Origin of the sequence: Shewanella avicenniae (genome assembly GCF_017354945.1) — a bacterium.
GTDB classification, from domain to species: domain Bacteria; phylum Pseudomonadota; class Gammaproteobacteria; order Enterobacterales; family Shewanellaceae; genus Shewanella; species Shewanella avicenniae.
In genome coordinates, this window is the sequence record NZ_CP071503.1 from 968,346 (window position 1) to 989,531 (window position 21,186).

Here is a 21,186-nt window from a genome sequence, read left to right on the forward strand (position 1 = left end):
TTTTTAAGTAAAATATAGGAAGATAATAAGCAGAATAATAATTTTAAATTTGGATGACTTATATATAGATGGAACTAGAAAAGGAGATCCCCTCCCCAAAAAGCGCCAATGTTCCTTTGTCGGCAGTATCAGCTTTAGCTGGCGAAGTTATATCGCCATTAAGGCGTTTGCAGCAAATGGACGAAGACGATTGGGAAGAATTTACTTGTGAACTAGCAACTTATTGGAAAACACAGTATTTGCGAGTCAATCGGGTTGGGGGAGCTGGTGATATGGGGCGTGATGTTATTGCTTACACCCCAGATGGAAGTTGGGAAAATTTTCAGTGCAAATATTACAGCTCACCTTTGAATTTGACAGATGTTCTGTTAGAAATTGGTAAGCTTTGTTACCACTCACATCAAGGGCATTTTTCTATGCCTGCAAAATATTACTTTGTTGCTAAGAGTGGCTTAAATGGCGTTAGCCTTAACGCCCTTAAAGATTCTAATAAGCTGAAAGCAGAACTCATTTCTGGTTGGGATAAAAAGTGCAAAGACAAAATCACTAAGAAAAAGAGTGTAAGCCTAGAAGGTGATTTTCTTAAATTTGTTGAGCATGATGTTGATTTTACAATATTTGATCAAATCCCACAGCTGAGGCTTATCGAATTACATAAAAATCATACTCCTTATTACATAAGAAGATTTGGAGCATTAGAGTTTGATCGGCCAGCCCCTGCAATACCTCCAAACGATATTCAAAATAATGAATTGAAATATATTGCAGAGTTATTAAAGGCAATAGAGTCTATAGAATCTCAGGTGAGTTCTGTTGATGATTTGGAAGCATTTCCTGCGTTTTTAATGGAACTAAAAAGTGCGCGTAAAAACTTCTATTCAGCAGAAAGCTTAGAGAAATTCTCCAGAGACTCAATGCCTCCTGATACATACGAAAATTTGCTTGAAGATTGTTATGAAGCAATTTCTAGCCTGGTTCTGATGGTTCACAATAATGGCTGGGATAAATATTTGGCTATCTCGAATCACGTAACACAAGTTTCATTTTCTGCGCATCCATTAAATCTATACATGAGTATTCGTGATAAGAAAGGTGCTTGCCACCAATTGGTGAATAAAGGTTTTTTAAAATGGAACAAGTAAAACTTAAAGCCCCTAAGATATTTAATAGTGATGTTGAATTGGCAACTAGAGTCGCACTAATACTGTCGAGTATGGAAGGTGAGAAATTCGACATAGATGAATTGGTCTTATTAGATTACGCGCTATTGTATTCAAGCGAATTCAATGGGCCATCAAACCTTCATCCTGCTGTCCCAAATCATTTGGCAGAAATTGCACAACGGAGAGAGTTGCTACCTAAGTCGCTTTTGTTTTTTATTAAAAAAGGGCTAATTGACGTTCGCTATGATGAAAAAGGAAAATCTTTTTGTGCGAATAAAAATACAAATAGCTTTGTTAGTTGCTTAAATTCAAGTTATTTCATCAAAATTTGGGAACGATTAAGTTGGTTGTCTGAGAATTACAATCGGATTATCCAGATACCAATAATGGAGTTGAGAAAAGGAGTATCGAGTCCGGCATGATTATTAAAAGAATATCCGTAATAGGAAAAGGCAAACCGAAGGCTGAACTTTGCTTTGATAAAGGACTCAATGTTGTTGCTGGTGCATCTGATACTGGTAAGTCATATGTCATTAAGTGTTTTCAATATATTTTTGGTGCTGAAGAGCCTCCTAAAAATATTGACGAAGCTAAAGGCTACAATACAGTTGAAACAGAAATTAAAGTTGACGAAAATGAAAGCTTTATTCTTCGAAGGGAGATATCGGCTACCAAACCTCAAGTTACTCTAATTAAACTTGAGCCAGATGGTACAGAATCAGAAACTATTGTTTTAAACCCAAGCCACAAAGGAAAAAACAATCTATCGGCATATATTCTCGGAAAATTGGGCTTAAACGGCAAAGTATTAGTAAACGGTGTACAGAGTTTAAAAACCTCTTCTTTGACTTTGCGTGTACTGAGTAAATTATTTTTAGTCGATGAAGGACGGATGATTACCGAATCCTCACCTCTGGGTGAAGGCCAGCGAGAGTATACTCAAGAAACGTCATTACTTAAAACTTTGCTCACTGGTGCAGATGATTCAGTCGTTAAAGAGTTGAAACAACAACAAGATACAGAAGGAGCTGTAGAATCGCGTGTTAAAGCTTTGGAAGAGTATGTTGCCAAGAAATTTTCTAACCATGAAGAAGTAAAGTCCACAACAGAAAAGTTAGACTCAGAATTGAATGAGTTAGAGGAATCTCTATCTAAGGCTCAAAACGAACTAACCGCTCTGGTTGAAGCCAATAGTGAACTTGATTCTAAAAGAAATAAATTTAGGGGTGAACTAAGTAAGTTACGTGAAGCAGAAAAAGAAAACCTTCTACTACAGGGGAGATTTAGCCTTTTAATTGAGAAATATAATTCAGATTTGGAAAGGTTAGAGGCAGGAGCTGAAGCGGCTTCTTTTGTTGAACTATACGAGTTGGCTAATTGCCCAACTTGCGGACAAGAGTTTGAACAAGAAAAAGATGTAGAAGAGCTAAAGCAATTGGTGCAAAGCACCGAGGCGGAAATCAATAAAAATAAATTTCGAGTTAAAGGGTTAACTGATTCAATTGAGGACCTAAAGCAAGAGTATCAAGCACTTGCAAAAAAGATAGTTCAAAAGGAAGCAACACTTAAAGAGATATCGGAAATCATAGAAGGGAATATATCTTCGAAGTTTAAGGACTACAACGTAGCTATTCGACTATTAAATAGTAAAAAGAATGAATTTTTGAAACAAAGAGCCATAGTGGATTCTCGTGAAAGCTTATTAAAAGAAATAGGAGAATTGCGTGTCCAGCTTGAAGACAGAACTGAAAAATATGTATTTCCTGATTTTAGTGCTGAGTTAACCGCCTTGTGTAAGAACATTAGTGCAATCTTACAGCGTTGGTCATTTCCCGGACATGAAGACGTTACTTTTGATATGAAAACTAGGGATTTGGTAATTGGTGGCAAGCCAAGATCCCATTTTGGTAAAGGATACCGAGCAATTTCGTATGCAGCTTTTTCACTAGGCTTTATGGAATATTTGTCTAAGTTTGAACGCCATCCAAAACTTGTAATTCTTGATTCTCCGTTGACCACTTATCGAGCGGGTGACAATGATGAGAATGATGATGAGGTTCAATTAAAAAAAGATATGATTTTTGCTTTCTACATTGATCTTTGCGATTCGTTTAAAGATAAGCAAATAATCGTGTTTGAGAACCAAGAGCCAGATGAAGTTTTGAAAACAAAAATGACTTACTACCACTTTTCTAAGAACAAGGAAATTGGTAGATATGGATTCTTTCCAGTAGCTTAATTTAAGGATCGTAAATCCGCTGTATCCATATGAACGGTCGGATCTACGATTTTAACGTTAGACGTTTCCTGAGTGTCGCTCCCTTCTTGCAGTTCCCCGAGAACAGCCAGAGTGCTAACCCGTATTCATACATCTTGAATAATCCGATGGCAGGCACAGATCCGACTGGGTTTATGATGGCCAATAATGTATAGGATGAGTGAATTTTGCACGAGGTTAGAAGTTTTGCTATAGAAAGTAATCATTCAAACTCTAATCAAGCAAATCCGCTGACTCATTTATGTCCCAGCGACGTGTCTGCGTCGAATTGCTGAAACATCTTTGCTCCTTTTCCATTTTCGGAAAAAATTTCGCGATCATAGACTGCGGACATTTCCCCAAAAAACTCATTTAACGTAAATGATATTCATGGAGAAATAGTGATTTTTTATATTTGTAAAGTCGCTTGGGGACATTAGCGACTTAGTGCTTATCCCTGCTACGAACATCCACATATAAATAAGGGGAATTTGTAATAAGAGTTAGTTAGCGTATAGGTGCACCATTTAAATTTGAAAGCTCTTTTTCAAAAGTTGATTCTTTGGACTTTAGAACATGATCAACATGTGAGTAGTACCTAATCAGATCTTCAATCACCACTCTATCCGGCGAAGATAGTTCATTTTTTCTGGTAGCATTCTCAAGAATACGTTTGCTAAGTGTTTTGTTACTAGAGGCATCCAACTCATTCATTAACTTAACGATCATCTCAAGATAATAAGCATATTGACTATCGGTAAGCTTATTCGACTTAACTAAAGTATAAAGTGTACTACCAAGCGTAGAAGCCGCCCATTTTATAGGTACACTGTTGGCATTCAGTTGAACCTTGCTATTTTCATCAGAGTCATATGTGGCTGCGCCAACCCAGCCTCTTAATGCATCTAACGATTGATAAATGAGATAATCGAAACGAGTCGGGAACTCTTTTTCTTTGTCCACATCAGGGCTAGGCATATAGTTATTAAGCATTTTGATCTGATCCAGTAATAGTGGACACTTTGCTAAGCACTATTTTTTAATTCAAAGTTTTCTGGGCTCAAATAACCAAGAGCACTATGCCGTCTGGTCCGATTGTAATCAACCTCAATGTACTCAAATACAGCTTGTCTCATTTGATCTCGTGTCATGAGAGGCTCATCTTGCAGCGCTTCAACCTTTAATGTGTGGAAGAAGCTTTCCACGCAGGCATTATCCCAACAATTTCCTTTACGGCTCATGCTTTGTACTAACTGATGTTTCTGAAGCAAAGCACGGTAATCATTTGCGCAGTATTGGCTGCCTCGGTCGCTATGGACAATCACGCCGGTAGGAAAGCTTCGGCGGAATAAAGCCATCCTCAATGCATCACAAACAAGCTCCGATGTCATTCTGCTTGCCATCGACCAACCCACCACTGTGCGAGAGTAAAGGTCAATGATTACAGCCAGATATAGCCATCCTTCGTTGGTGTACAGATACGTGATGTCGCCAGCCCACTTCAGGTTCGGCGCATTTGCAGTAAAGTTCTGCTCTAGCAAATTAGGTGCGACTGGATGCTTGTGGTTGCTGTCGGTCGTTACCTTAAATTTCTTCGCTGCCTTTGGCACTAAACACTGCCGTGACATGCTGTCCATAATGGTTTTGATATCCGCCTTACAGTCATTATCCGCTAAATCTTGCTGAATACGCCGTGCGCCATTGCGCTTCTTGGAATCGTCAAAAGACGCTTTAATCAGCACATCACGGGCCGCACGCTTAATCGCTCTTGGGCTCAGCGTCATGCCGTTCTGCCGCCAGGTGTAATACCCACTACGCGATACCTTGAGTACCTCCACCATTCGCTTGAGAGAAAAACGGTGCTGATGCTCGAGGATGAACTCAAATCTGGCTACTTTTGGTTCTTCGCGAAGTAGGTGGCCGCCTTTTTTAGGATGGCCAAATCTTCCGCTTGTTCAGCAAGTTGGCGTTTAAGCCTTGCGACCTCAGCAGCAAGTTCTGCTTCCCTAGACGTAGTATTGGATTTCTTCTCAGTACTGGAACGCCAATTGTAGAGTTGGGATTCGTAAAGATTAAGCTCACGCGCTGCGGCGGCTACACCAATCTTTTGAGCGAGCTTAAGAGCTTCGGCTTTAAATTCTTGCGTATGGATCTTGCGGGGTTTCTTTGTTGACATACTTCACCTCAATAAGCGATTTTACTCACTTAGCGAGATGTCCAAAAGTACCGGATCGGATCATTTCATCTACATATCTTTCTATGTACATCAGCCACATATGATCTTGGTGCCCCATGTGAATGGCTCTTGATGTCATTACGGTGAAGAAGTGAATACTTACGAAGATAGGACATGTCCATTTCTCTTCTTCGTAATAGGTATATGAGAACGGCTTGTTATAGTAATTATCTTCACCTTTTTGTTTTTTGATAAACTCTTTGGTGTAATCGCCAATGGGTTTCCAGACACCAACTTGAGAAGCAATTTCGATATCTTTGAAGTAGAAGCTCAACAGGGGGTTAGAGTCATCGATGTAATACTCACCTGTATAAGAGCAATTTTGGTTATCTTGAAGTTCTCGGTAGAGAGGGCTTGATGTGTTGGCAATCAGTTCTTTTAAAAACAACGTAGTAAATTCGTCATCAGCACTAAAACGAACTGTTGTAAATTTCGCACAAAGCAATGGTTGTGTTTGAGCTAAGTGCCTAACAAAAAGGTGGGACTTAAATATCGCAGAAATGCTCGTGGATACATCTTCTCTGTATTTTCTATGATCAGGCAAGCAATACGACAATGTGAACGCAAAAGGCTTCATCAGATTAATAAGAGTTGTTTTGACACGACTACTGTTTGAACTATCATGAGGTTCTTTGCCTAATTCCAGCTCAATTAGATCCTGAATTGAAGGACGATAAGGTGCCATTAATCTAGATCGAATTCGGTCGAACCACCGATCATGAAAGGCTAGTAAGAATTGATGATGATATTTATCTAATAAGAATGCCAATTGTTCAAACTTCTGATTTCTGAGTAAATGACTTGATACTTTTTGCCAGTCAGCAGTTTTTGATTTAGGCAGACGTTTTCCACCTAGCTTTAAAGCTAAGTAAAGTAAGATCGCAACGATAGCAGTAAAGGCAGTTATCTTCTCATCAAAACCCCATAGCCATTTGAACGGCAAAGCTAAGTCAATAGCACTCAATACAGGTAGGTAGATTGTATAGAGTAGAGCGCTGACAAGAAAGCCAACTACGGATTTATCAACCCATGAGAACCTAAGTTTCAAGTCAATTCGCTTCTCTTCGGCGAGTAGTGTATATCCTGCGACTAATATGGCTAGCACCGTTAGGGCGTTTGCGTCCACTGTGTGTCCTTATTGTAATTCTGCTATAACAAGCTCTAAGCTTTTTATGTTTCACAACTCTCTGAAATCCTTAGCGCATCTTCAATCTCGACGCCAAGGTATTCAATCGTGCTTTCGAGCTTAGCATGACCCAGAAGTAACTGAATAGCCCTAAGATTCTTGGTCTTAGCGTAGATCAAAGAAGGCTTGGTTCGACGTAGTGAATGCGTACCGTATTGCGTTTTGTCTGAGCCTATATCAGTCACCCAATGGTTCACTAGCGTGGTGTAATGGTATGAGATTGGTTGTCCCTCACGGCATGGACTAAGGGAAAGAAAGTCTGTTGGTGCCAACGTATTTTGAATGATCCACTGTGAAAGTGTTTGCTGAGTCTTTGGTGTAATTTCGAAGTGCACCTCTTGTTAGGTCAGAATACATAAAATAATAAATCGAGGATTATTTAGACCATCCACCCTAAATGATTTCTGTCCCAGCGAGTTCTTTGCAGGTATGAAACTGTTCAAAGAAAACAGGGGGTAATCTTTAAGAAAGTTTGACATTTTTCGGAATCATCAAAATTTAGCTGCACATATCCTAAGGCAGATACTCGACTACAGCTCGGCTGTCAGTGAGGTGAAACTGTAGCTGAGCGTGTCCATAATGCGCCCAGGCAGGCTGCATTTCTAAATTGCTCTCCCGGTTTAAATGGATGAGTATTCAAAGTGAATGATTTGGTAACGTCATCCCAGCCCTTATGCTGGCTTTGATTGAGCGTTATATATCCCTGCTTAGCTAATGAATCGCGTAGCGCTGAAAAAGGGATGGGATCATATGAATGTCGGCATTCGTTCCAATAGAACCCTACGCAGCTAGCACTCCCATTTCTTTCATTCGCGCTTGAAAGAAACTTCTCATCAATAGTGAACGTATCTCCATGCTGCCTAAACAGTCGTTCTGGCAGTAGCTCACTATCGTCGAATTCAAATTGGCGATGTTTTTCAGCCATTTCATTGGCGAAGATATTGGGCAGCAATCGTACTATATTTTTCACGTCATCCAGTCCTCGATGATGTTGTCCCCGTGGGGTTATGCCTACTAGCTCCATTGCTCGCTGCATTCCAACGCGTTTTTTGAGGTGCTGTGCTTTAGCGAATGCCTTCTTTAAATTGAAGATCTGACTAAACTCAAGCGGTGCTAGTTGATGACATTCGCAATCAAGTCCTAACTGAACTGCATCATAGGCTCCCCAACTGCAAAAGATGAGCGAGTCGTATGCTCGATACCAATCAATAAACTGCTGAAAAACATCACCAAATGGTAATGCGTTATCGATGTCGACTTGCTGGATCCCTGTCAGATTTCTGCAAAACTCGGAAAGTTTGGGATGCTTGAGTGGTTTAATTAACTGGCTGAATTCATCAATAACGGTGAGGTGCCGGGTTTCAACAATCACGGCTCCTATCTCGATGGTTTCTCGGTGTTCTGGGGGAATGGAATCGTCAGCAGTACAGGTGTGCTCGATATCTACAATGAGTAGGTGTGAGAAATAGCACCTTAGTGCTTGAAATCCAAGCGTCGAGTAGGTGATTTCAACATCATTTAGATGTGGCATTGTGATTTCATCCCCTGAAAAATGACCATCGATAAGATACTTAAATCTACCTCAAACTCTGGTAGCTTCATCACGTAAACAACGCAGTTATAGAGACCAAACATTCACAGTAACGTGTTTCATTTGATAGTATACACTGTATAAAAACACAGTATGCAGGGTTTTGCCATTATCCATGAAAGTCGTCCCTATTTATGCGAGCGCAGGGATAACCGGTTTTGAATCCCCAGCCGCCGAATATAGCCAGTTACCCCTCAGCCTAGATGAGCTGCTTGTTGAGCATCCATCAGCGACTTTTTTTTGCATTGCCAATGGTGATTCCATGCAACAAGCTGGGATTTTCGATGGTGATGTTTTAATCGTTGACCGACATGTCAATCGGATGAGTGGCGATGTGATTGTCGCCAATATAAACGGTGAGTTTGTCTGCAAGTTCATCGATACCAAGCAACGTCTGCTTCTGTCGGCAAATGAAGCTTATCAGCCCGTGCCAATCTCTGAGTTTGATACCTTTTCGATTGAGGGCGTTGTGGTGCGAGCTGTCCGTTGCTTTAGACCTTGTCGGTTATTGAGGCGCTCGTAATGTTTGCGTTGGTCGATGCTAACTCCTTCTATTGCTCTGCTGAACAGGTGTTTAGGCCTGACTGGCGTGGCAGGCCTATCGTTGTGCTGTCGAACAATGATGGCTGTGTCGTCGCCGCCAACCGGCAAGCTAAGGAAGCCGGTATCGAAAAATTTAAGCCTTGGTTTCAAGTAAAGGCATTAGCACAACGGAAGGGCGTGATTGCCTGCTCATCAAACTATGAGCTCTATTCCGACTTATCTTCAAAGATGATGCAAATCGTTGGACAGTTTGCGCCTCGGCAGCACATTTACAGCATTGATGAGACATTTCTCGACCTCAGCGGCATGAGGCTGAATGAATCTGAGCTATTGTCCTTGGGGGCGGATATCCGCCGAACCGTATGGCGGGAAGCGCGTTTGCCTGTCGGTGTCGGTTTCGGTGAGACCTTAACGCTGGCAAAAGCAGCCAATCATGCTGCTAAGCGCATCGAAGGTTTCAATGGCGTCTGCGCCATCAATAGCGAAGCCACCCGGCAATCTATGCTTGCCCAAATGCATGTCTCTGATGTGTGGGGGATTGGCCGTAAGTTGAGCCGTCGACTTGAAGCGATTGGGATTACTACCGGATTACAACTCTCCAAACTTCCTATCAAGTTAGCTCGTAAGCAGTTCAGTGTCGAAATAGAGCGTCTAGTCTTAGAGCTCAATGGCACGCCCACTCGAAATTGGGACGAAGCACGGGCGGATAAACAACAAATCTTCTCAACACGCTCCACTGGTGAGCGAATTCAAACGCTCGAGCCCCTGAAGCAGGCATTTGCTATGCATGTGGCAAAAGCTTGTCAGAAGGCCCGGCAGCAGCATAGTGTCGCGGCTTCCATACTTATCTTTGCGCATAACTCACCTCATGACGATGGCGTGTCCCGAGGGTTTAGACACGTGCTGCGCTTAACGACCGCAACGAATGATAGCCTGACCATCGGAAGCCAAGTCGCTGGAATAATTCCAAAGCTGTTTGTACCCAATGTGCGCTATTACAAGATAGGCGTTGGCTTAGTTGACCTCAGGCCACAAGAGCATGTGCAATACGATCTATTCACGCCACCGGCTGAAGAGCCGAAACTCATGGCGGTTTTAGATAAGCTCAATCAACGTTATGGTAGTGACACGGTATTTGTCGCGGCCCAAGGCATTCATGAAAAATGGCATATGCGGCGTGACCTACTCACCCCACAGTACACCACGGACTGGCGGCAAATCCCGGTCGTAAAATGCCGCTAAATAATGGAGTCAAAGATGGTTAGATTTTTAGTCGCAGTATTGCTCAGTTTGAGTGCTACTAGCACGATGGCGGCGGAAGCGAGGATGTCGAATAGCCACATCTGTCATGACAGCAGTAGTCCGTATTACGCACGCCTCAAACATTTTACGTCCTACTCAACCATGGATGCTTGTCTCAAGGCAGGTGGTCATTTACCTAAGCAAGCCAAAAGCGCATCAAAACAGCATGCCGCCGACTCAACGTACTCAAGGAGCAAATTTGGTCACGGCTGGGATGATGCCGACCATGATGGTCAAGACACTCGTCAAGAAGTGCTTATTGCCCAGAACACAGCCCAGATAACGCTCAGTCGTTCGGGGAGAGTGAAGCAAGGACGTTGGACATCAATGTACTCTGGCAAAACTCTCTTTGCAGCCTCTGCCTTAGATATTGACCACATTGTGCGCTTGGCAGCACGGTGCGGATAAGTGGTCACAAGACCGTAGAGAGCAGTTTGCTAACGACCAACGAAACCTTGTCGCTGTTGAAGCATCATTGAATCGTTCAAAGGGGGATAAAGGACTTGATGAATGGCTGCCTCCTGCGAACCAGTGCCAATATATCGCGCGATTTTTAAGAGTACTCAAACAGTATCAGTTGAACGTCAGTGCTACCGAAGAAGCGCAATTCAGCAAACTCAGGACGCAATGCAAATCATAATGGCTACAAATGGATATTCATGACCGCATTTGCACTGCGAAAAGCACCATATTTTATGTAACCTATTGAATATGAAACTAGTTTTATTGGTTTTGTTAGCCAGAGTTTGCGTTGAAAGTCAACAAATAAAAAATGTGGTGCCCGAATCAAAGACTTAGAAATTTTTTTGCATGCGTTACTGTAAAACTGAAAAAAAAGGTCCTACATATATAAATAAGAAATGACGTATTAAAAAATGAGGGCCCTTTAAGCAAAGAAATTGGGTAAATCTAGACTCCTAACTGAGTGATTTTTGACTGACATTTCTGCTTATCAGTAGAAGCCAAGATGCAAACTGGAGCCTTCAAGCGAAGCTTGGTAAAAAGAAAGTTTTTGAGATCAATAGACCGCCCAAAAAGCCGTTTTTTTGAGGTGGGGGGTATTTCAACCAACAAACGGGTATACTTGCTTGAAAATCACTCAATGCATGGAAGCTTGAATGTACATCGATAACAACACGCTCACAGGCTATCTTGGTGAACATCCAAACCTAACCCTTTCATGTAGTGCAGATGTAGACGAGCGCTATACATTCTTGTTTCTGCGCCTGATGCGGGAGCTCAAGCGATTCAGCCAAGCTGATGTGCAGATACACGTGTTCTACATCGATATTGATAAACGCACGGGCGTACCCACACCGCAAGTAGAGGTGATTGGACAAGCGCCATCCGAGTTTGAGTTGCTTTGCGACAGATATGAGCTGTTGTATAAGCTTGCACTGATCTCCTAAGTGCTTTAAACAGCGCAAACGAGTAAATCGTCATGACATTTGCTGAAAGTGATATTGAGACAACGATCATTCCATCGCCTCGGACTCGCTATGCCGCGACCGAAGTTGGCGTTCGAGTCAGGCATATCCGTTCGGGCATTATTGCTGAATCAACAAACGAGCCATCCCAGTACCTTAACAAGCAAGTTGCGTTATCTGCACTCAGCCGCTTACTTAACCTGACGAGTTAGCACTGCTATCCACAGGCGTGTGATAAGCGCTTTTATCTTTTGAACTGTTGTCATGTCGGGAATGAACAGCTCTGCGTGGCATAAATCGAGAGCTGACGGAGTGCTTGTAAGCCTATCTGTAGACCTAGGCATCTATTTAACCCCTGTTATCAGTAAAAACTCAGTCATTTTGATATTGGATAGGTGGCATCCATTTTCAGCAAATTGAGCCTCTATCTGTTGAAGCGCAATTTTGTGAAAACTGCGCAAAGCACCTTCGGTTTGAGGTTGAAGCCAATATTCAGATTCAGCTTTACTGCATACCCAGAATCCATCGGTGTTGGTGCGGCTCGAGAAGTTGTCCACGGTGAGATCCTCTACCAAGTCGCATGAGTTATCACCAAAGGCAATAAATAGATGAAAGTGACTATCAAAGTCTGGATGGTTCGAAACAAATATTTTCCACCCCGATGGATGATATTCAATAATGCCGTGTTTCTTCATTGATAATGTCCTTACTTGTATTTTTAAATAAAAGTAATTGTGTTTTTTTGAATAGTCAATCATCTAAGGTTGTTATTAAATTGATATTAACTGCTTTTCGTTTTTTGACATGAAATTTATTGTTTATATATTATGTGGAGATTTTATCTGATTTAAAATAAGTGTAACTTCTTAAATGGTTGTTTTTATTATTGATTTTTTGATTCTTGGTTGGTTTTTTTGTTGGAAAAATGACTGAAAAATCAATATGTTGTATATTATATTGGGTTAGATTTTTTAGTTATCCATAAAGAGGTTTTATATAACCATTTAAATTTAATGCTCAATTAAATCATTGTTGTTTATTCTGTTTTTTATTTTTGTCTATTTTTGAATTTTTAGTGTTTTTACGGATGGTAAAATTTTGTCTTGATATTGCCTTTTTACATACCTATATTTTTTGAAAATATTTAAAATGGTATGAAATTTTGAAAAATGTTATTCAGCCTGAAATTAATAAGTCAGAATTAAATAAGATTGAATCCTATACTGCGAAATTAAAAAGAGAGAAAAATTATAAGCCGTGGCTAACCGCAAGAAACTCTCACACGTACGGACAAGCACAAGTCATCTCAAGTGTGAAATTCGGTCGTGTCCATCACTTCCTCAGTCGAGGCGAGGCTGCTGCATTTTTTCATTTCGAAGCTAATCAGAATGTCATCGCATTGTACGAGCAGTATCCGCTGCCATTAAATGAAACGATGCAAATCGCAATTGCACTGAACATCGTGCATCCAGCTACGACACTGGAGTTTGAACAATATGACGGTGTAAAAGTCGCAAAAACGATGACGCTTGATTATCTAGTCCAATACCGCAGTGGCGATTGGGATGCCTATAACTTTAAGTATGCGTCCTCGCTCGATCCAAATTTCACAGATCCGCGACAAGTTGCGCGAACTCGCGCTAAAGAGCTAATAGAACGTGCTTATTGTGAGCAGAACAACATCTCGTGGCGTCAATTGACTGAGCATTCGTTTGATGAAGAGCTTACGCGCAACTTAATTTACTTACGTGAATGCTTTGAACGCCCCGATGTGATTGAAGTAAGTGATGATGTGAAATCGGCTTTATTGTTTCAGTTTAAAAAAGCGTTTAAAGAACATCCTCTGCACGCTATCAGAGACATTCTTGAGCATGTCGGAACATGCTTTGGGCTCACACTGAAAGAGACAGAATTGTTTTTTCAGCTACTCGTCTATCGCCGACAGTTACTCTGTGATTTGACTCAGCCTTTAGTCCTGAATCGTCCGCTGCCAGTCGAACCTGAGCTGGAAGTTTATGCGAATTAATCAAAGAATCGTCTCAACAAATGATAACTCAGTGAACTGGTTGATAGTCGCCATAGATGATACATCTGGGATGATTGCTGTCAGTGATTTGAACGCTGTTCGCCCGAGACGACCCACGGTACTCGCTGTCAGCGACGTGATTCGACACATCAATGCTAACCGGTGGGCGTTAGCTGAACATGAGTTTCCGGCAGCACTTTATGTCAGCGATAGCAAAATGAAAGAGATTCATCTTGCGAAACAATTAGCACATCATACATCTGCGGCGAAAAGTAAGAGCAAACAACTACGTGATCCCCTGCAAATGCGAGATGAGGCGTGGAGTGCGCTTTCTCCTCTGTTGAGTGATCCAGCAAAATTACACACCTATTTATACGGTCATAGTGCAGGTATTGTCAGCGAGCTCATGAGCGGCTCCAATCGCAGTAAGAAATACATCACGAGTAATCTCAATGCATATTTTTACTATGGCAGTATCAAAAACGCGTTGCTGCCGAAGTACTTCTGGTGTGGTAGTGAATTTACGTTGCCCCAGGAGCCGGTGCGTTTAGATGATGGCTCTTTCGACCTGTCTAGCAAACCAGGCCAAAAAGTTAAGTACGGAGCACAACAATACCGACACGTAACAGCAAAAGACATTATAGAAATTAAAGTTTTTTTGAAGAAAAACTTGAAGAATCGGCAGCAAGTCAAGTTGAGCTACTTGTACGATGAATATGTTTACGGTTGTTGCTCTGTGGCTATTCGTCCAGAAAATATGCCTGATGATGAAATCGCGGTTGAACTGCGAATGCCTCTCCCGAAGAATCATCGTTTATCTCCTCGGGCATTCTCCCGCCAAGTTAAGAAGATTGTGCCCCGTTTAGAGTGGATTAGAAAGCAGGTCGGGGCGAAGAGTTATCTTCGAGATCATGCGGCAAAAGTCGGTGTAGCAAAACACGGGCTTCGCGGAGCCACAAGTCGCTATGAAATTGACTCTACGGTCCTGGATGCTTATGTCAGGTGGGAGTTTTCTCCCGAATTGTTGGCTATAGGTCGCCCCATTTTTTACATCGTTATCGATGTCGTAACTGGAATGATTGTGGGCATGCACTTAGCCTTCCACGGTCCCGATTGGATTGGGGCATCTCAAGCGCTATTTAATGCATTTACGGACAAAGTCGCATTTTGTCGAGAGTATGGTTTAAGAATTACTAATGAAGATTGGCCCTGCCATCACACATGTAGAGAAATCACGTTTGATAGAGGGGGCGAAAATACGGACGGGCATATCGAGGCGATGCTAAAAGCCAAAATCGGTATAGCTGTCAGTAACTTGAATGCGTACTACCAGGGCTCGGCTAAGGGCACTGTAGAGCAGAGTTTTCGCACAACACAAGATGACTCGTTAAAGCTGGTGCTTGGGCAAGTGATAAAGATTAAAAATCACGATCTACAGCATGCTAGCCGTACCGCAATATACACATACCAGCAAATCATGTTAGCGCTTATTAAATGCATTCTGCATGCAAACAATTCTCGAGTAAAAACTAGCAATCGAACGTTTGAGATGGAGCGTGATGGCGTGCAATTTACGCCGCGTGATGCATGGAATTACAGCTTAGCCAATACAGTGATTGCACCAGCGCAAATCGCGGAAGATTACTTACGTTTTGCTTTGTTGCCGGAAGATAATGCATCGATTCAATCGCGAGGGGTGTATTACAAAGGGCTATTCTATAGCTCTGCCAGCTTTGAACGTCTCCCGTTAATCGAAGAAGCCAAAAACTTCGGCAGAAAACCCATCAAAATTCGCTACTCATCAACGAGTACAAACTCGATATGGTGGCAAGAACCTGATTCGCAAACGGTTTATAAACTCGACCTGACCGAGCGTAGCGAAGCCTATAAAAATATCACTTGGGCGAGTGTTCTGCACCGATTGGAAATTCTCAAACATGAATTGGCTGAAGCCAAAGAACGTCAGTTTATCAGTAAAATCATGCTATTAGGTGATTTAAAACTTTTAGAGAAAGTTGCTAAAAATCGTTCGTATCATCTAAAACGCAGCAAGGCCAAATCGCCAGCTCAGGGCATGAAAGATAGATATCAACTCTCTGGGGATATGCAGAAAAATCAATTGGATACAAAGTTGCAGCAAACATTTGCAGAAGATGAAGCTGCATCTGTAGAGCGTTCTGTTAAAAAAATGCCGTGGGGCAATCCCAACGTGACGAAAATTGGAGATGAATAATATGGAAAAAGCTAACTACATTCGTCATCCAAATCCCGTGCATCGCGGAAATCCGTTAGTTGAAGGCCTAGGCTTCCCACTGTCAAAACAACAGGTACAAAAGCGTTGCTCAGTTAAATTCGAAGGCGAATTAGACTTAACGGAAGTGCCAGAAGATTTGCATGGCTACTACATTCGCTCGAGCATTTTGAATTTGTTTAGCGTGCATGTTTGTCAGGACGAAATGGTCGAACTGTATGAAAACATTCGCTTAGGAATTGAATGCGGTTATATCGGAAGAAACCCACTCAAGCCCGATTTTCAGCGAGTCATTGTGGCAATTGAGCGTGATAAAGATGCGCCTTTGAAGGCTCAGAATATTAAGCGTCTCAACTTACTCGAGAATAGTTTTACTTTTTTGCTTTCGGGTCTTAGTGGACGCGGCAAGTCATCGATGACGAAAGCGGCATTGAGACTTATACCTCAACACCTCTATCACAAGGATTATTTGCAGACGACCGGCGACAGCGTCAGTCTAGATATCAAGCAAATCACTTACCTCTATGTAGAGCATCATGATCGACAGGGGCAGAAAGCGTTTTTGACATCAATTTTAGAGGCTGTAGACGAAGCTACGGACGAAACGTATGCATATCATCATCGTAATAGCACGGTGAAAGAGTTAATTAACGCAGTAAGAAAAGCTTTGGTCATCCATCACGTTGGCGCTCTCATCATTGATGAAGCTCAGAATTTTGCAAAGGCTTCAACAGACTTAAAAATTGGCACAAATGAAAAGACATCGATGAAGTTTGTTGAGGAGCTGATAAATACGCTGGGCATATCAACTATTTTTGTGGGAACGTTCAGTGCGTTAGAGCTATTCACTCGTGAGATGACAATTACACGACGGACGATCCGTGCAGGCTCCATGAATTTAGGCGGCTGTCCGGTTGACTCACCTTTCTGGATCAATCTCTGTCATGTGTTATTTACCGCGATCAAATTAAAAGGTGAAGCAGATGAAGAAGGGCTGCTTCGTCAGAAATTATATGAGCTCTCGGCAGGCATTCCGGCGATTGCAGTATCAATGGTTCAAGCAACACTGCGATTTCTCAGTTACTACGAACCGGCTCAGCAAACGCTGACAATTGATGCACTAGCGTATGTTGCAAACAAACAATTTTCCCCACTAGCTGGTCCTGTGCGTGCTTTGCTTACAGGTGAGTACCACAAATATGAAGATCTCAAGCCAATGCTTTTGCTCGAAGAGGTCAATCCGTCAGGCGATAACGTTACATTAGCGCGTGCAAAAGAGATTGAGCAACAAGCCCAAGCGATGCTGGAAGACTATAAAGAAAAACGTGTGCTAGCTGGACGTTTGCAAGCCAAACAAGTCATGAGCAGCAGTTCGACTCGGGACGAGGAACTCAGGCGCATAGGAGATAAGCTTTCACCCAAAAATCTACTGGGTTTGTTAGGTGATGATGAATGATGAGCTTGTTTCAATTATTGCCTGACGAAGATTTGATTAGTGCAGCGGGACGTTGGTATCTCATGACGCGCGTTGGCAGCGCTTATTCATCTGCGCACTATATGGCAACGCTTCTGAATGGGCGAATGCCCCACCATCTTTGCTCTACAGTGACATCTCAGTATCTAAGCGAGCTTCGTATTGATGACAGAGCTAAGAAAGCGGTCGAGCATTCTTTAGCGCCTTTCGAATCGAGTTTCTTGAGAGATGATGAGCGTGACATATATCAACGCTCACCAAGTGCAATCACTATCACTGGAGTGCGCTCGACACATATCCAGCGATTTCGCTGGTGTGCAGTGTGCGTCATGAATGATGAAGCAACATTTGGCGTGCCTTACTTTCACCGAAACCATCAACTACCGGGGGTGTTTCATTGCGATAAACACCAAGAACCGTTGATTGAAAGCTGTTTTGCATGTGGATGGCACATTACCTCTTTAGCTAAACAGAATTTGCCACCGTTCGATAATATCTGCCCGAACTGCAACAGGTCTCTAGAGTCTGTTGAGATACAACTGTCGGACTCAATGCAGAATATTCAGCGAAATAGTTTAGCGCTTGCACGCAGCACAGATTGCACTGACCGACTTACCCCCCTCATAACGCGAGTACGAGCATCAGTAGGCTTGTCTTCAGCACAACAAAACACGCAAGCAGAGCGCAAAAGGCTCACAGAATTTTGTGATGCTTTCATCGATTTCTATAGTGAAGACGAAATCGAATCCTTGTTTAGCCAAGTTGTTGATTTCAAAGGGCGCAAAATATCAAAACTGATGCGAAGTCCGCGCATAAAATTCATAGAGTCTCGAGTCGCCCCCATTCATCCATTGCTGTACTTGATGCTCTCATTGTTTTTAGCGTCACAAGGGGATTGATGCATGTCGGAGATGGAAGGAAGCTGGTTGCCGGGGGAATCTGCATATAGCGTAGTCGCAAGAGCTTACCTCTGCTCACCCTATGCATCGTGGAAGCGTACCAATCAAGCCTCCTTTGGGCATCAAGAGGTTCGTATCCATCCGGTGTTACCGGGACACCTTCCTGCTATTGCTGCACTGGCTCGCACTAGTATTGCTGAATTGCGCTTAAGGGCTTCTGGGCATGTATTGGTCAGTTTTGGCTTACTGACTCCTGATAGACGTGTAAAGCTGATGCAAAGTGAGTCAGCGCTTAACGCTTCGAAAGTAATTGAACATGGGCGTTTATCCGCCGCCAAAGTAAGCTTTGGGCATCAATTAAAATGTTGTCCACGATGTGTCGAGCTAGATGAAGATAACTATGGCGTGGCGTATTGGCATACGGTTCATCAGTTACATGGCGTCTTAGTGTGTCCAGAGCATGGACTGGTGCTCAACAGCGTATCTTGTGGTGATGGTGGTGTTAACCACCAGTACGTACTCCCTTCAAACAATCTGATGCACGAAAATGGACGCGACAAGGCCATATACCTAAGCCAGTATATTTCGTCGTTATATGCCTTGCTTTGTCGGTACTCGCCACTATGTGACATGGCTAGATTGTATCAGGGGTGGCTAGAGCACAAACAACTGCTCAGTCAGTGTCATCGTATTCGTTGGCGTGAGTTGAGACGTCGGCTAAATCAATTTTGGGGTGAACTATTCGATCCTCTTCTTAGTGGTCTTCCTGCTGACTTAATGCGGTTTCAGTACGTGCCACGGTTAGTTCATCAAAATTGCCCTACGCATTACATAAGGCATGTGCTGATTATGGCATTTCTCACCGATACGCCAACGGCCTTCTTTAACGGTCCTCCTAGTAAACCGAAATCAGCACCTTTGAAATCACCTGATTGTGTAGATGAAATCAAGGTATTGGCACTATTAGATAAAGGATTATCAATGCGTCAGGTTAGTGTGCAGCTCCAATACAGTGTAGGAACGGTTAAAGGGATTGCGTTACGTCATCAGCGGCTTATCGGACGGCGTCGACAAAAAATAACGCCACAAATCGAGCGAGATATCTGGCGCAAAGCCATATACGGCCAGCATCGAGAGATCATTGCTAAAACATTTAACGTGTCTAATGGTGCTGTTGAGCAAATCATCCAGTCTCATCGAGGGCTTTCAGATTGGCGACGGCATTTGCGTTTTGTTGTTCGGAGACGACAAGCACGTGAGACTCTGGTGGATTTTATGGGTAGGCACCCTGATGCTTCAAGAAATGAAATTAAGATGCAATGTTCCGCATACATCTGGTTATACAAGAGAGATAAACAATGGCTTTATGAACAACTCCCTGAACGAATGAAGGGAGTTTTACGTGGCCCAATGAATTGGGATGTTCGAGATTTTGCCATCTTGCTACAGATGCATGAATTGACTGGACCATACAACTCGCTAAGCGCTCTGGATAGGGCTCTTGGAGGACATAACTGGTTGTTGACGTATCGAGAGAAATTACCGCGTTCACTTGAATATGCCTACAGACACTTACTCACAGCCACTAACGACAGATAACCATTTGAGGAGTCCCCAATGACGGTGTATTGCCAATATGCGTTTCAGCTCCAGCCTGATATGCAGGTAGAGAGGATTTTAACCCAATTTGCTATAGAGCATTTCGATGGGAGGCAGGCAGTTAAAATCGACGAATACCAATACGGTGTGGATAACGGAATGAATGACTTAAGAGCCGTGATTAAAGAAGAGCGGCAATTGATAACGTTCTGCTGTCGCTATGCAAAAGATGTGGCACGTACCGAAAGTATGGTTTTAGCCTTTGCCAAAGCTCATGATTTGGTTGTAATCACAATCTAGTTTGAGTCGTCGGTAGACGCTTTTTGAACAGGAAAGAATGAGTGATAATGGCATATCACGGGCGATTCACTCATCGATGGTTGCCATACAGGCCGCAACCCTATTCATATCTCGAATGACTTGGATTATTTATGAAAGAACTTGATGATAATAAGCTGAATAATGAAGAAATTAAGCTTGATGAAGAAGCATTAGCGCTTCTTAGTTTTATTGCAATAGGCGAGCAAACCATCGCAGAGAAATCTCAATCATATGAAGAGCTAGTAACCTTTATTTCAGAGATTTAAAACACGAGTCTTTAGGCTCAGATCTGTCATATCATTACTAGAATGCGGCTAACAGAAATACGGGTTTACCACTGTCCCCGAAATGGGGCATTTCTTAGTTAACGTGCAAGATGAAACTCGATGAGAGTTAAGGTGGATATTATGGCTAAATCACTAACTGATCTCCGTAAGAAGATTAAGCCAGAAGTACAATTAGCAGCCAGAGCTAAAGCTGTGGCTATTATCTCTGAAATGTGCCTGGCAGAATTGAGAAATGCACGTGACCTTAATCAAGCTACTGTAGCGAAACGTTTAGAAGTCACTCAGTCGGATATCTCTAAAATTGAGTCTTGCCCAGATCTTTTATTGAGTACTCTGGGCAATATATCGAGGCTCTTGGTGGTAAATTAGAGTTACACGTTAAGTTTCCTGACGGTCAGGATGTGGAGATTAAAATTTACTAGCTCAGACTTGGTCTGACAATTTCATAAACTTCACCTCGGCCGCAGTGGTCATTACCGCTCTAGATGAGCTTTGCAGCAACCGACTTAAAACTAATCTGCCCCGAAACTTGTTATGAGTTCGGGTGAATGAGCGTTCTGGCACAGCCCGGTTGACCAAATTTTAGATAAAATCCGTCTAGTGATGTCGTGACGATTCAGCTTA

The 21,186-nt window shown here is 42.5% G+C and carries 23 protein-coding genes; 17 read left to right on the top strand and 6 right to left on the bottom strand.

Going from position 1 to position 21,186, the window contains the following annotated elements:
• Positions 1-68: 68 nt before the first annotated feature.
• The 4 genes from JYB87_RS04180 to JYB87_RS18815 are packed head-to-tail and all read left to right on the top strand — an operon-like array spanning position 69 to position 3,596.
• Entirely contained in the window at positions 69-1,142 is a 1,074-nt protein-coding gene (locus tag JYB87_RS04180; protein ID WP_207355658.1) for an ABC-three component system protein, read from the top strand.
• Positions 1,130-1,585, top strand: coding sequence for an ABC-three component system middle component 2 (locus JYB87_RS04185; protein WP_207355659.1), 456 nt, complete (start codon positions 1,130-1,132; stop codon positions 1,583-1,585). Before JYB87_RS04180 ends, JYB87_RS04185 begins: the two co-directional genes overlap by 13 nt.
• Positions 1,582-3,402: an AAA family ATPase gene (locus JYB87_RS04190; protein WP_207355660.1), complete on the top strand. Its 1,821-nt coding sequence runs from the start codon at positions 1,582-1,584 to the stop codon at positions 3,400-3,402. Before JYB87_RS04185 ends, JYB87_RS04190 begins: the two co-directional genes overlap by 4 nt.
• A 29-nt stretch (positions 3,403-3,431) precedes the next feature.
• Positions 3,432-3,596, top strand: a complete 165-nt coding sequence (locus JYB87_RS18815) for an RHS repeat-associated core domain-containing protein (protein ID WP_207355661.1) — start codon at positions 3,432-3,434, stop codon at positions 3,594-3,596.
• 331 nt (positions 3,597-3,927) lie between these two features.
• Here the strand turns inward: JYB87_RS18815 and JYB87_RS04200 are convergent, their stop codons facing one another.
• The 5 genes from JYB87_RS04200 to JYB87_RS04215 form a co-directional block, all read right to left on the bottom strand.
• On the bottom strand, positions 3,928-4,413 hold the full coding sequence (locus JYB87_RS04200) for a hypothetical protein (protein WP_207355662.1): 486 nt from the start codon (positions 4,411-4,413) through the stop codon (positions 3,928-3,930).
• Between the two features lie 32 nt (positions 4,414-4,445).
• Positions 4,446-5,596 (bottom strand): IS3 family transposase gene (locus tag JYB87_RS04205; protein WP_207355000.1). Its coding sequence is split into 2 segments (ribosomal slippage): positions 4,446-5,353 and positions 5,353-5,596, totalling 1,152 coding nucleotides; the frame shifts between segments, so codons are not numbered across the junction.
• Between the two features lie 25 nt (positions 5,597-5,621).
• Positions 5,622-6,782: a hypothetical protein gene (locus JYB87_RS04210; RefSeq protein ID WP_207355663.1), complete on the bottom strand. Its 1,161-nt coding sequence runs from the start codon at positions 6,780-6,782 to the stop codon at positions 5,622-5,624.
• 44 nt (positions 6,783-6,826) lie between these two features.
• The gene (locus JYB87_RS18820) at positions 6,827-7,177 is read right to left on the bottom strand and encodes a tyrosine-type recombinase/integrase (RefSeq protein WP_324032495.1); all 351 of its coding nucleotides are present in this window, start codon (positions 7,175-7,177) and stop codon (positions 6,827-6,829) included.
• A gap of 209 nt (positions 7,178-7,386) precedes the next feature.
• Positions 7,387-8,373 carry a 3'-5' exonuclease gene (locus JYB87_RS04215; RefSeq protein ID WP_207355664.1) on the bottom strand — a complete coding sequence of 329 codons (987 nt, stop codon included), beginning with the start codon at positions 8,371-8,373 and terminating at the stop codon, positions 7,387-7,389.
• Positions 8,374-8,548: 175 nt separating this feature from the next.
• Between JYB87_RS04215 and umuD the strand changes: the two genes are divergently transcribed.
• From umuD to JYB87_RS04235, 5 genes are all read left to right on the top strand, one after another.
• Positions 8,549-8,956 (top strand): translesion error-prone DNA polymerase V autoproteolytic subunit, encoded by a 408-nt coding sequence (umuD, locus tag JYB87_RS04220; RefSeq protein ID WP_207355665.1) that lies wholly within the window; start codon positions 8,549-8,551, stop codon positions 8,954-8,956.
• Positions 8,956-10,218: a Y-family DNA polymerase gene (locus JYB87_RS04225; protein ID WP_207355666.1), complete on the top strand. Its 1,263-nt coding sequence runs from the start codon at positions 8,956-8,958 to the stop codon at positions 10,216-10,218. Before umuD ends, JYB87_RS04225 begins: the two co-directional genes overlap by 1 nt.
• A 15-nt stretch (positions 10,219-10,233) precedes the next feature.
• Complete coding sequence (locus tag JYB87_RS18645; RefSeq protein WP_228729942.1) at positions 10,234-10,686, top strand: hypothetical protein; 453 nt, start codon at positions 10,234-10,236, stop codon at positions 10,684-10,686.
• Positions 10,658-10,918: a GmrSD restriction endonuclease domain-containing protein gene (locus JYB87_RS18870; RefSeq protein ID WP_407695840.1), complete on the top strand. Its 261-nt coding sequence runs from the start codon at positions 10,658-10,660 to the stop codon at positions 10,916-10,918. The genes JYB87_RS18645 and JYB87_RS18870 overlap by 29 nt, the downstream gene beginning before the upstream one ends.
• Positions 10,919-11,396: 478 nt before the next feature.
• Complete coding sequence (locus tag JYB87_RS04235; protein WP_207355667.1) at positions 11,397-11,687, top strand: hypothetical protein; 291 nt, start codon at positions 11,397-11,399, stop codon at positions 11,685-11,687.
• A gap of 362 nt (positions 11,688-12,049) precedes the next feature.
• Here the strand turns inward: JYB87_RS04235 and JYB87_RS04240 are convergent, their stop codons facing one another.
• Complete coding sequence (locus tag JYB87_RS04240; protein ID WP_207355668.1) at positions 12,050-12,400, bottom strand: hypothetical protein; 351 nt, start codon at positions 12,398-12,400, stop codon at positions 12,050-12,052.
• Positions 12,401-12,867: 467 nt separating this feature from the next.
• On the opposite strand from JYB87_RS04240, the gene JYB87_RS04245 reads away from it, so the two are divergent.
• From JYB87_RS04245 to JYB87_RS04280, 8 genes are all read left to right on the top strand, one after another.
• On the top strand, positions 12,868-13,731 hold the full coding sequence (locus JYB87_RS04245) for a TnsA endonuclease N-terminal domain-containing protein (RefSeq protein WP_207355669.1): 864 nt from the start codon (positions 12,868-12,870) through the stop codon (positions 13,729-13,731).
• Entirely contained in the window at positions 13,721-15,964 is a 2,244-nt protein-coding gene (locus JYB87_RS04250; protein ID WP_207355670.1) for a transposase, read from the top strand. The genes JYB87_RS04245 and JYB87_RS04250 overlap by 11 nt, the downstream gene beginning before the upstream one ends.
• 1 nt (position 15,965) lies before the next feature.
• Entirely contained in the window at positions 15,966-17,438 is a 1,473-nt protein-coding gene (locus JYB87_RS04255) for an ATP-binding protein (RefSeq protein ID WP_207355671.1), read from the top strand.
• The gene (locus JYB87_RS04260) at positions 17,435-18,355 is read left to right on the top strand and encodes a TniQ family protein (protein WP_207355672.1); all 921 of its coding nucleotides are present in this window, start codon (positions 17,435-17,437) and stop codon (positions 18,353-18,355) included. Before JYB87_RS04255 ends, JYB87_RS04260 begins: the two co-directional genes overlap by 4 nt.
• Positions 18,356-18,358: 3 nt before the next feature.
• Positions 18,359-19,954, top strand: coding sequence for a TnsD family Tn7-like transposition protein (locus JYB87_RS04265; protein ID WP_207355673.1), 1,596 nt, complete (start codon positions 18,359-18,361; stop codon positions 19,952-19,954).
• A gap of 18 nt (positions 19,955-19,972) precedes the next feature.
• On the top strand, positions 19,973-20,254 hold the full coding sequence (locus JYB87_RS04270) for a hypothetical protein (RefSeq protein WP_207355674.1): 282 nt from the start codon (positions 19,973-19,975) through the stop codon (positions 20,252-20,254).
• Positions 20,255-20,385: 131 nt separating this feature from the next.
• On the top strand, positions 20,386-20,541 hold the full coding sequence (locus JYB87_RS04275; protein ID WP_207355675.1) for a hypothetical protein: 156 nt from the start codon (positions 20,386-20,388) through the stop codon (positions 20,539-20,541).
• 141 nt (positions 20,542-20,682) lie between these two features.
• On the top strand, positions 20,683-20,931 hold the full coding sequence (locus tag JYB87_RS04280) for a helix-turn-helix domain-containing protein (protein WP_207355676.1): 249 nt from the start codon (positions 20,683-20,685) through the stop codon (positions 20,929-20,931).
• The last annotated feature ends 255 nt before the right edge of the window (positions 20,932-21,186 follow it).

What these genes read in the sequence shown, in the direction of transcription:
- JYB87_RS04180 (WP_207355658.1), top strand. Translation starts at nt 69, where the DNA reads ATGGAACTAGAAAAGGAGATCCCCTCCCCAAAAAGCGCCAATGTTCCT.
- JYB87_RS04185 (WP_207355659.1), top strand. Translation starts at nt 1,130, where the DNA reads ATGGAACAAGTAAAACTTAAAGCCCCTAAGATATTTAATAGTGATGTT.
- JYB87_RS04190 (WP_207355660.1), top strand. Translation starts at nt 1,582, where the DNA reads ATGATTATTAAAAGAATATCCGTAATAGGAAAAGGCAAACCGAAGGCT.
- JYB87_RS18815 (WP_207355661.1), top strand. Translation starts at nt 3,432, where the DNA reads ATGAACGGTCGGATCTACGATTTTAACGTTAGACGTTTCCTGAGTGTC.
- JYB87_RS04200 (WP_207355662.1), bottom strand. Translation starts at nt 4,413, where the DNA reads ATGCTTAATAACTATATGCCTAGCCCTGATGTGGACAAAGAAAAAGAG.
- JYB87_RS04215 (WP_207355664.1), bottom strand. Translation starts at nt 8,373, where the DNA reads ATGCCACATCTAAATGATGTTGAAATCACCTACTCGACGCTTGGATTT.
- umuD (WP_207355665.1), top strand. Translation starts at nt 8,549, where the DNA reads ATGAAAGTCGTCCCTATTTATGCGAGCGCAGGGATAACCGGTTTTGAA.
- JYB87_RS04225 (WP_207355666.1), top strand. Translation starts at nt 8,956, where the DNA reads ATGTTTGCGTTGGTCGATGCTAACTCCTTCTATTGCTCTGCTGAACAG.
- JYB87_RS18645 (WP_228729942.1), top strand. Translation starts at nt 10,234, where the DNA reads ATGGTTAGATTTTTAGTCGCAGTATTGCTCAGTTTGAGTGCTACTAGC.
- JYB87_RS04235 (WP_207355667.1), top strand. Translation starts at nt 11,397, where the DNA reads ATGTACATCGATAACAACACGCTCACAGGCTATCTTGGTGAACATCCA.
- JYB87_RS04240 (WP_207355668.1), bottom strand. Translation starts at nt 12,400, where the DNA reads ATGAAGAAACACGGCATTATTGAATATCATCCATCGGGGTGGAAAATA.
- JYB87_RS04250 (WP_207355670.1), top strand. Translation starts at nt 13,721, where the DNA reads ATGCGAATTAATCAAAGAATCGTCTCAACAAATGATAACTCAGTGAAC.
- JYB87_RS04255 (WP_207355671.1), top strand. Translation starts at nt 15,966, where the DNA reads ATGGAAAAAGCTAACTACATTCGTCATCCAAATCCCGTGCATCGCGGA.
- JYB87_RS04260 (WP_207355672.1), top strand. Translation starts at nt 17,435, where the DNA reads ATGATGAGCTTGTTTCAATTATTGCCTGACGAAGATTTGATTAGTGCA.
- JYB87_RS04265 (WP_207355673.1), top strand. Translation starts at nt 18,359, where the DNA reads ATGTCGGAGATGGAAGGAAGCTGGTTGCCGGGGGAATCTGCATATAGC.
- JYB87_RS04270 (WP_207355674.1), top strand. Translation starts at nt 19,973, where the DNA reads ATGACGGTGTATTGCCAATATGCGTTTCAGCTCCAGCCTGATATGCAG.
- JYB87_RS04275 (WP_207355675.1), top strand. Translation starts at nt 20,386, where the DNA reads ATGAAAGAACTTGATGATAATAAGCTGAATAATGAAGAAATTAAGCTT.
- JYB87_RS04280 (WP_207355676.1), top strand. Translation starts at nt 20,683, where the DNA reads ATGGCTAAATCACTAACTGATCTCCGTAAGAAGATTAAGCCAGAAGTA.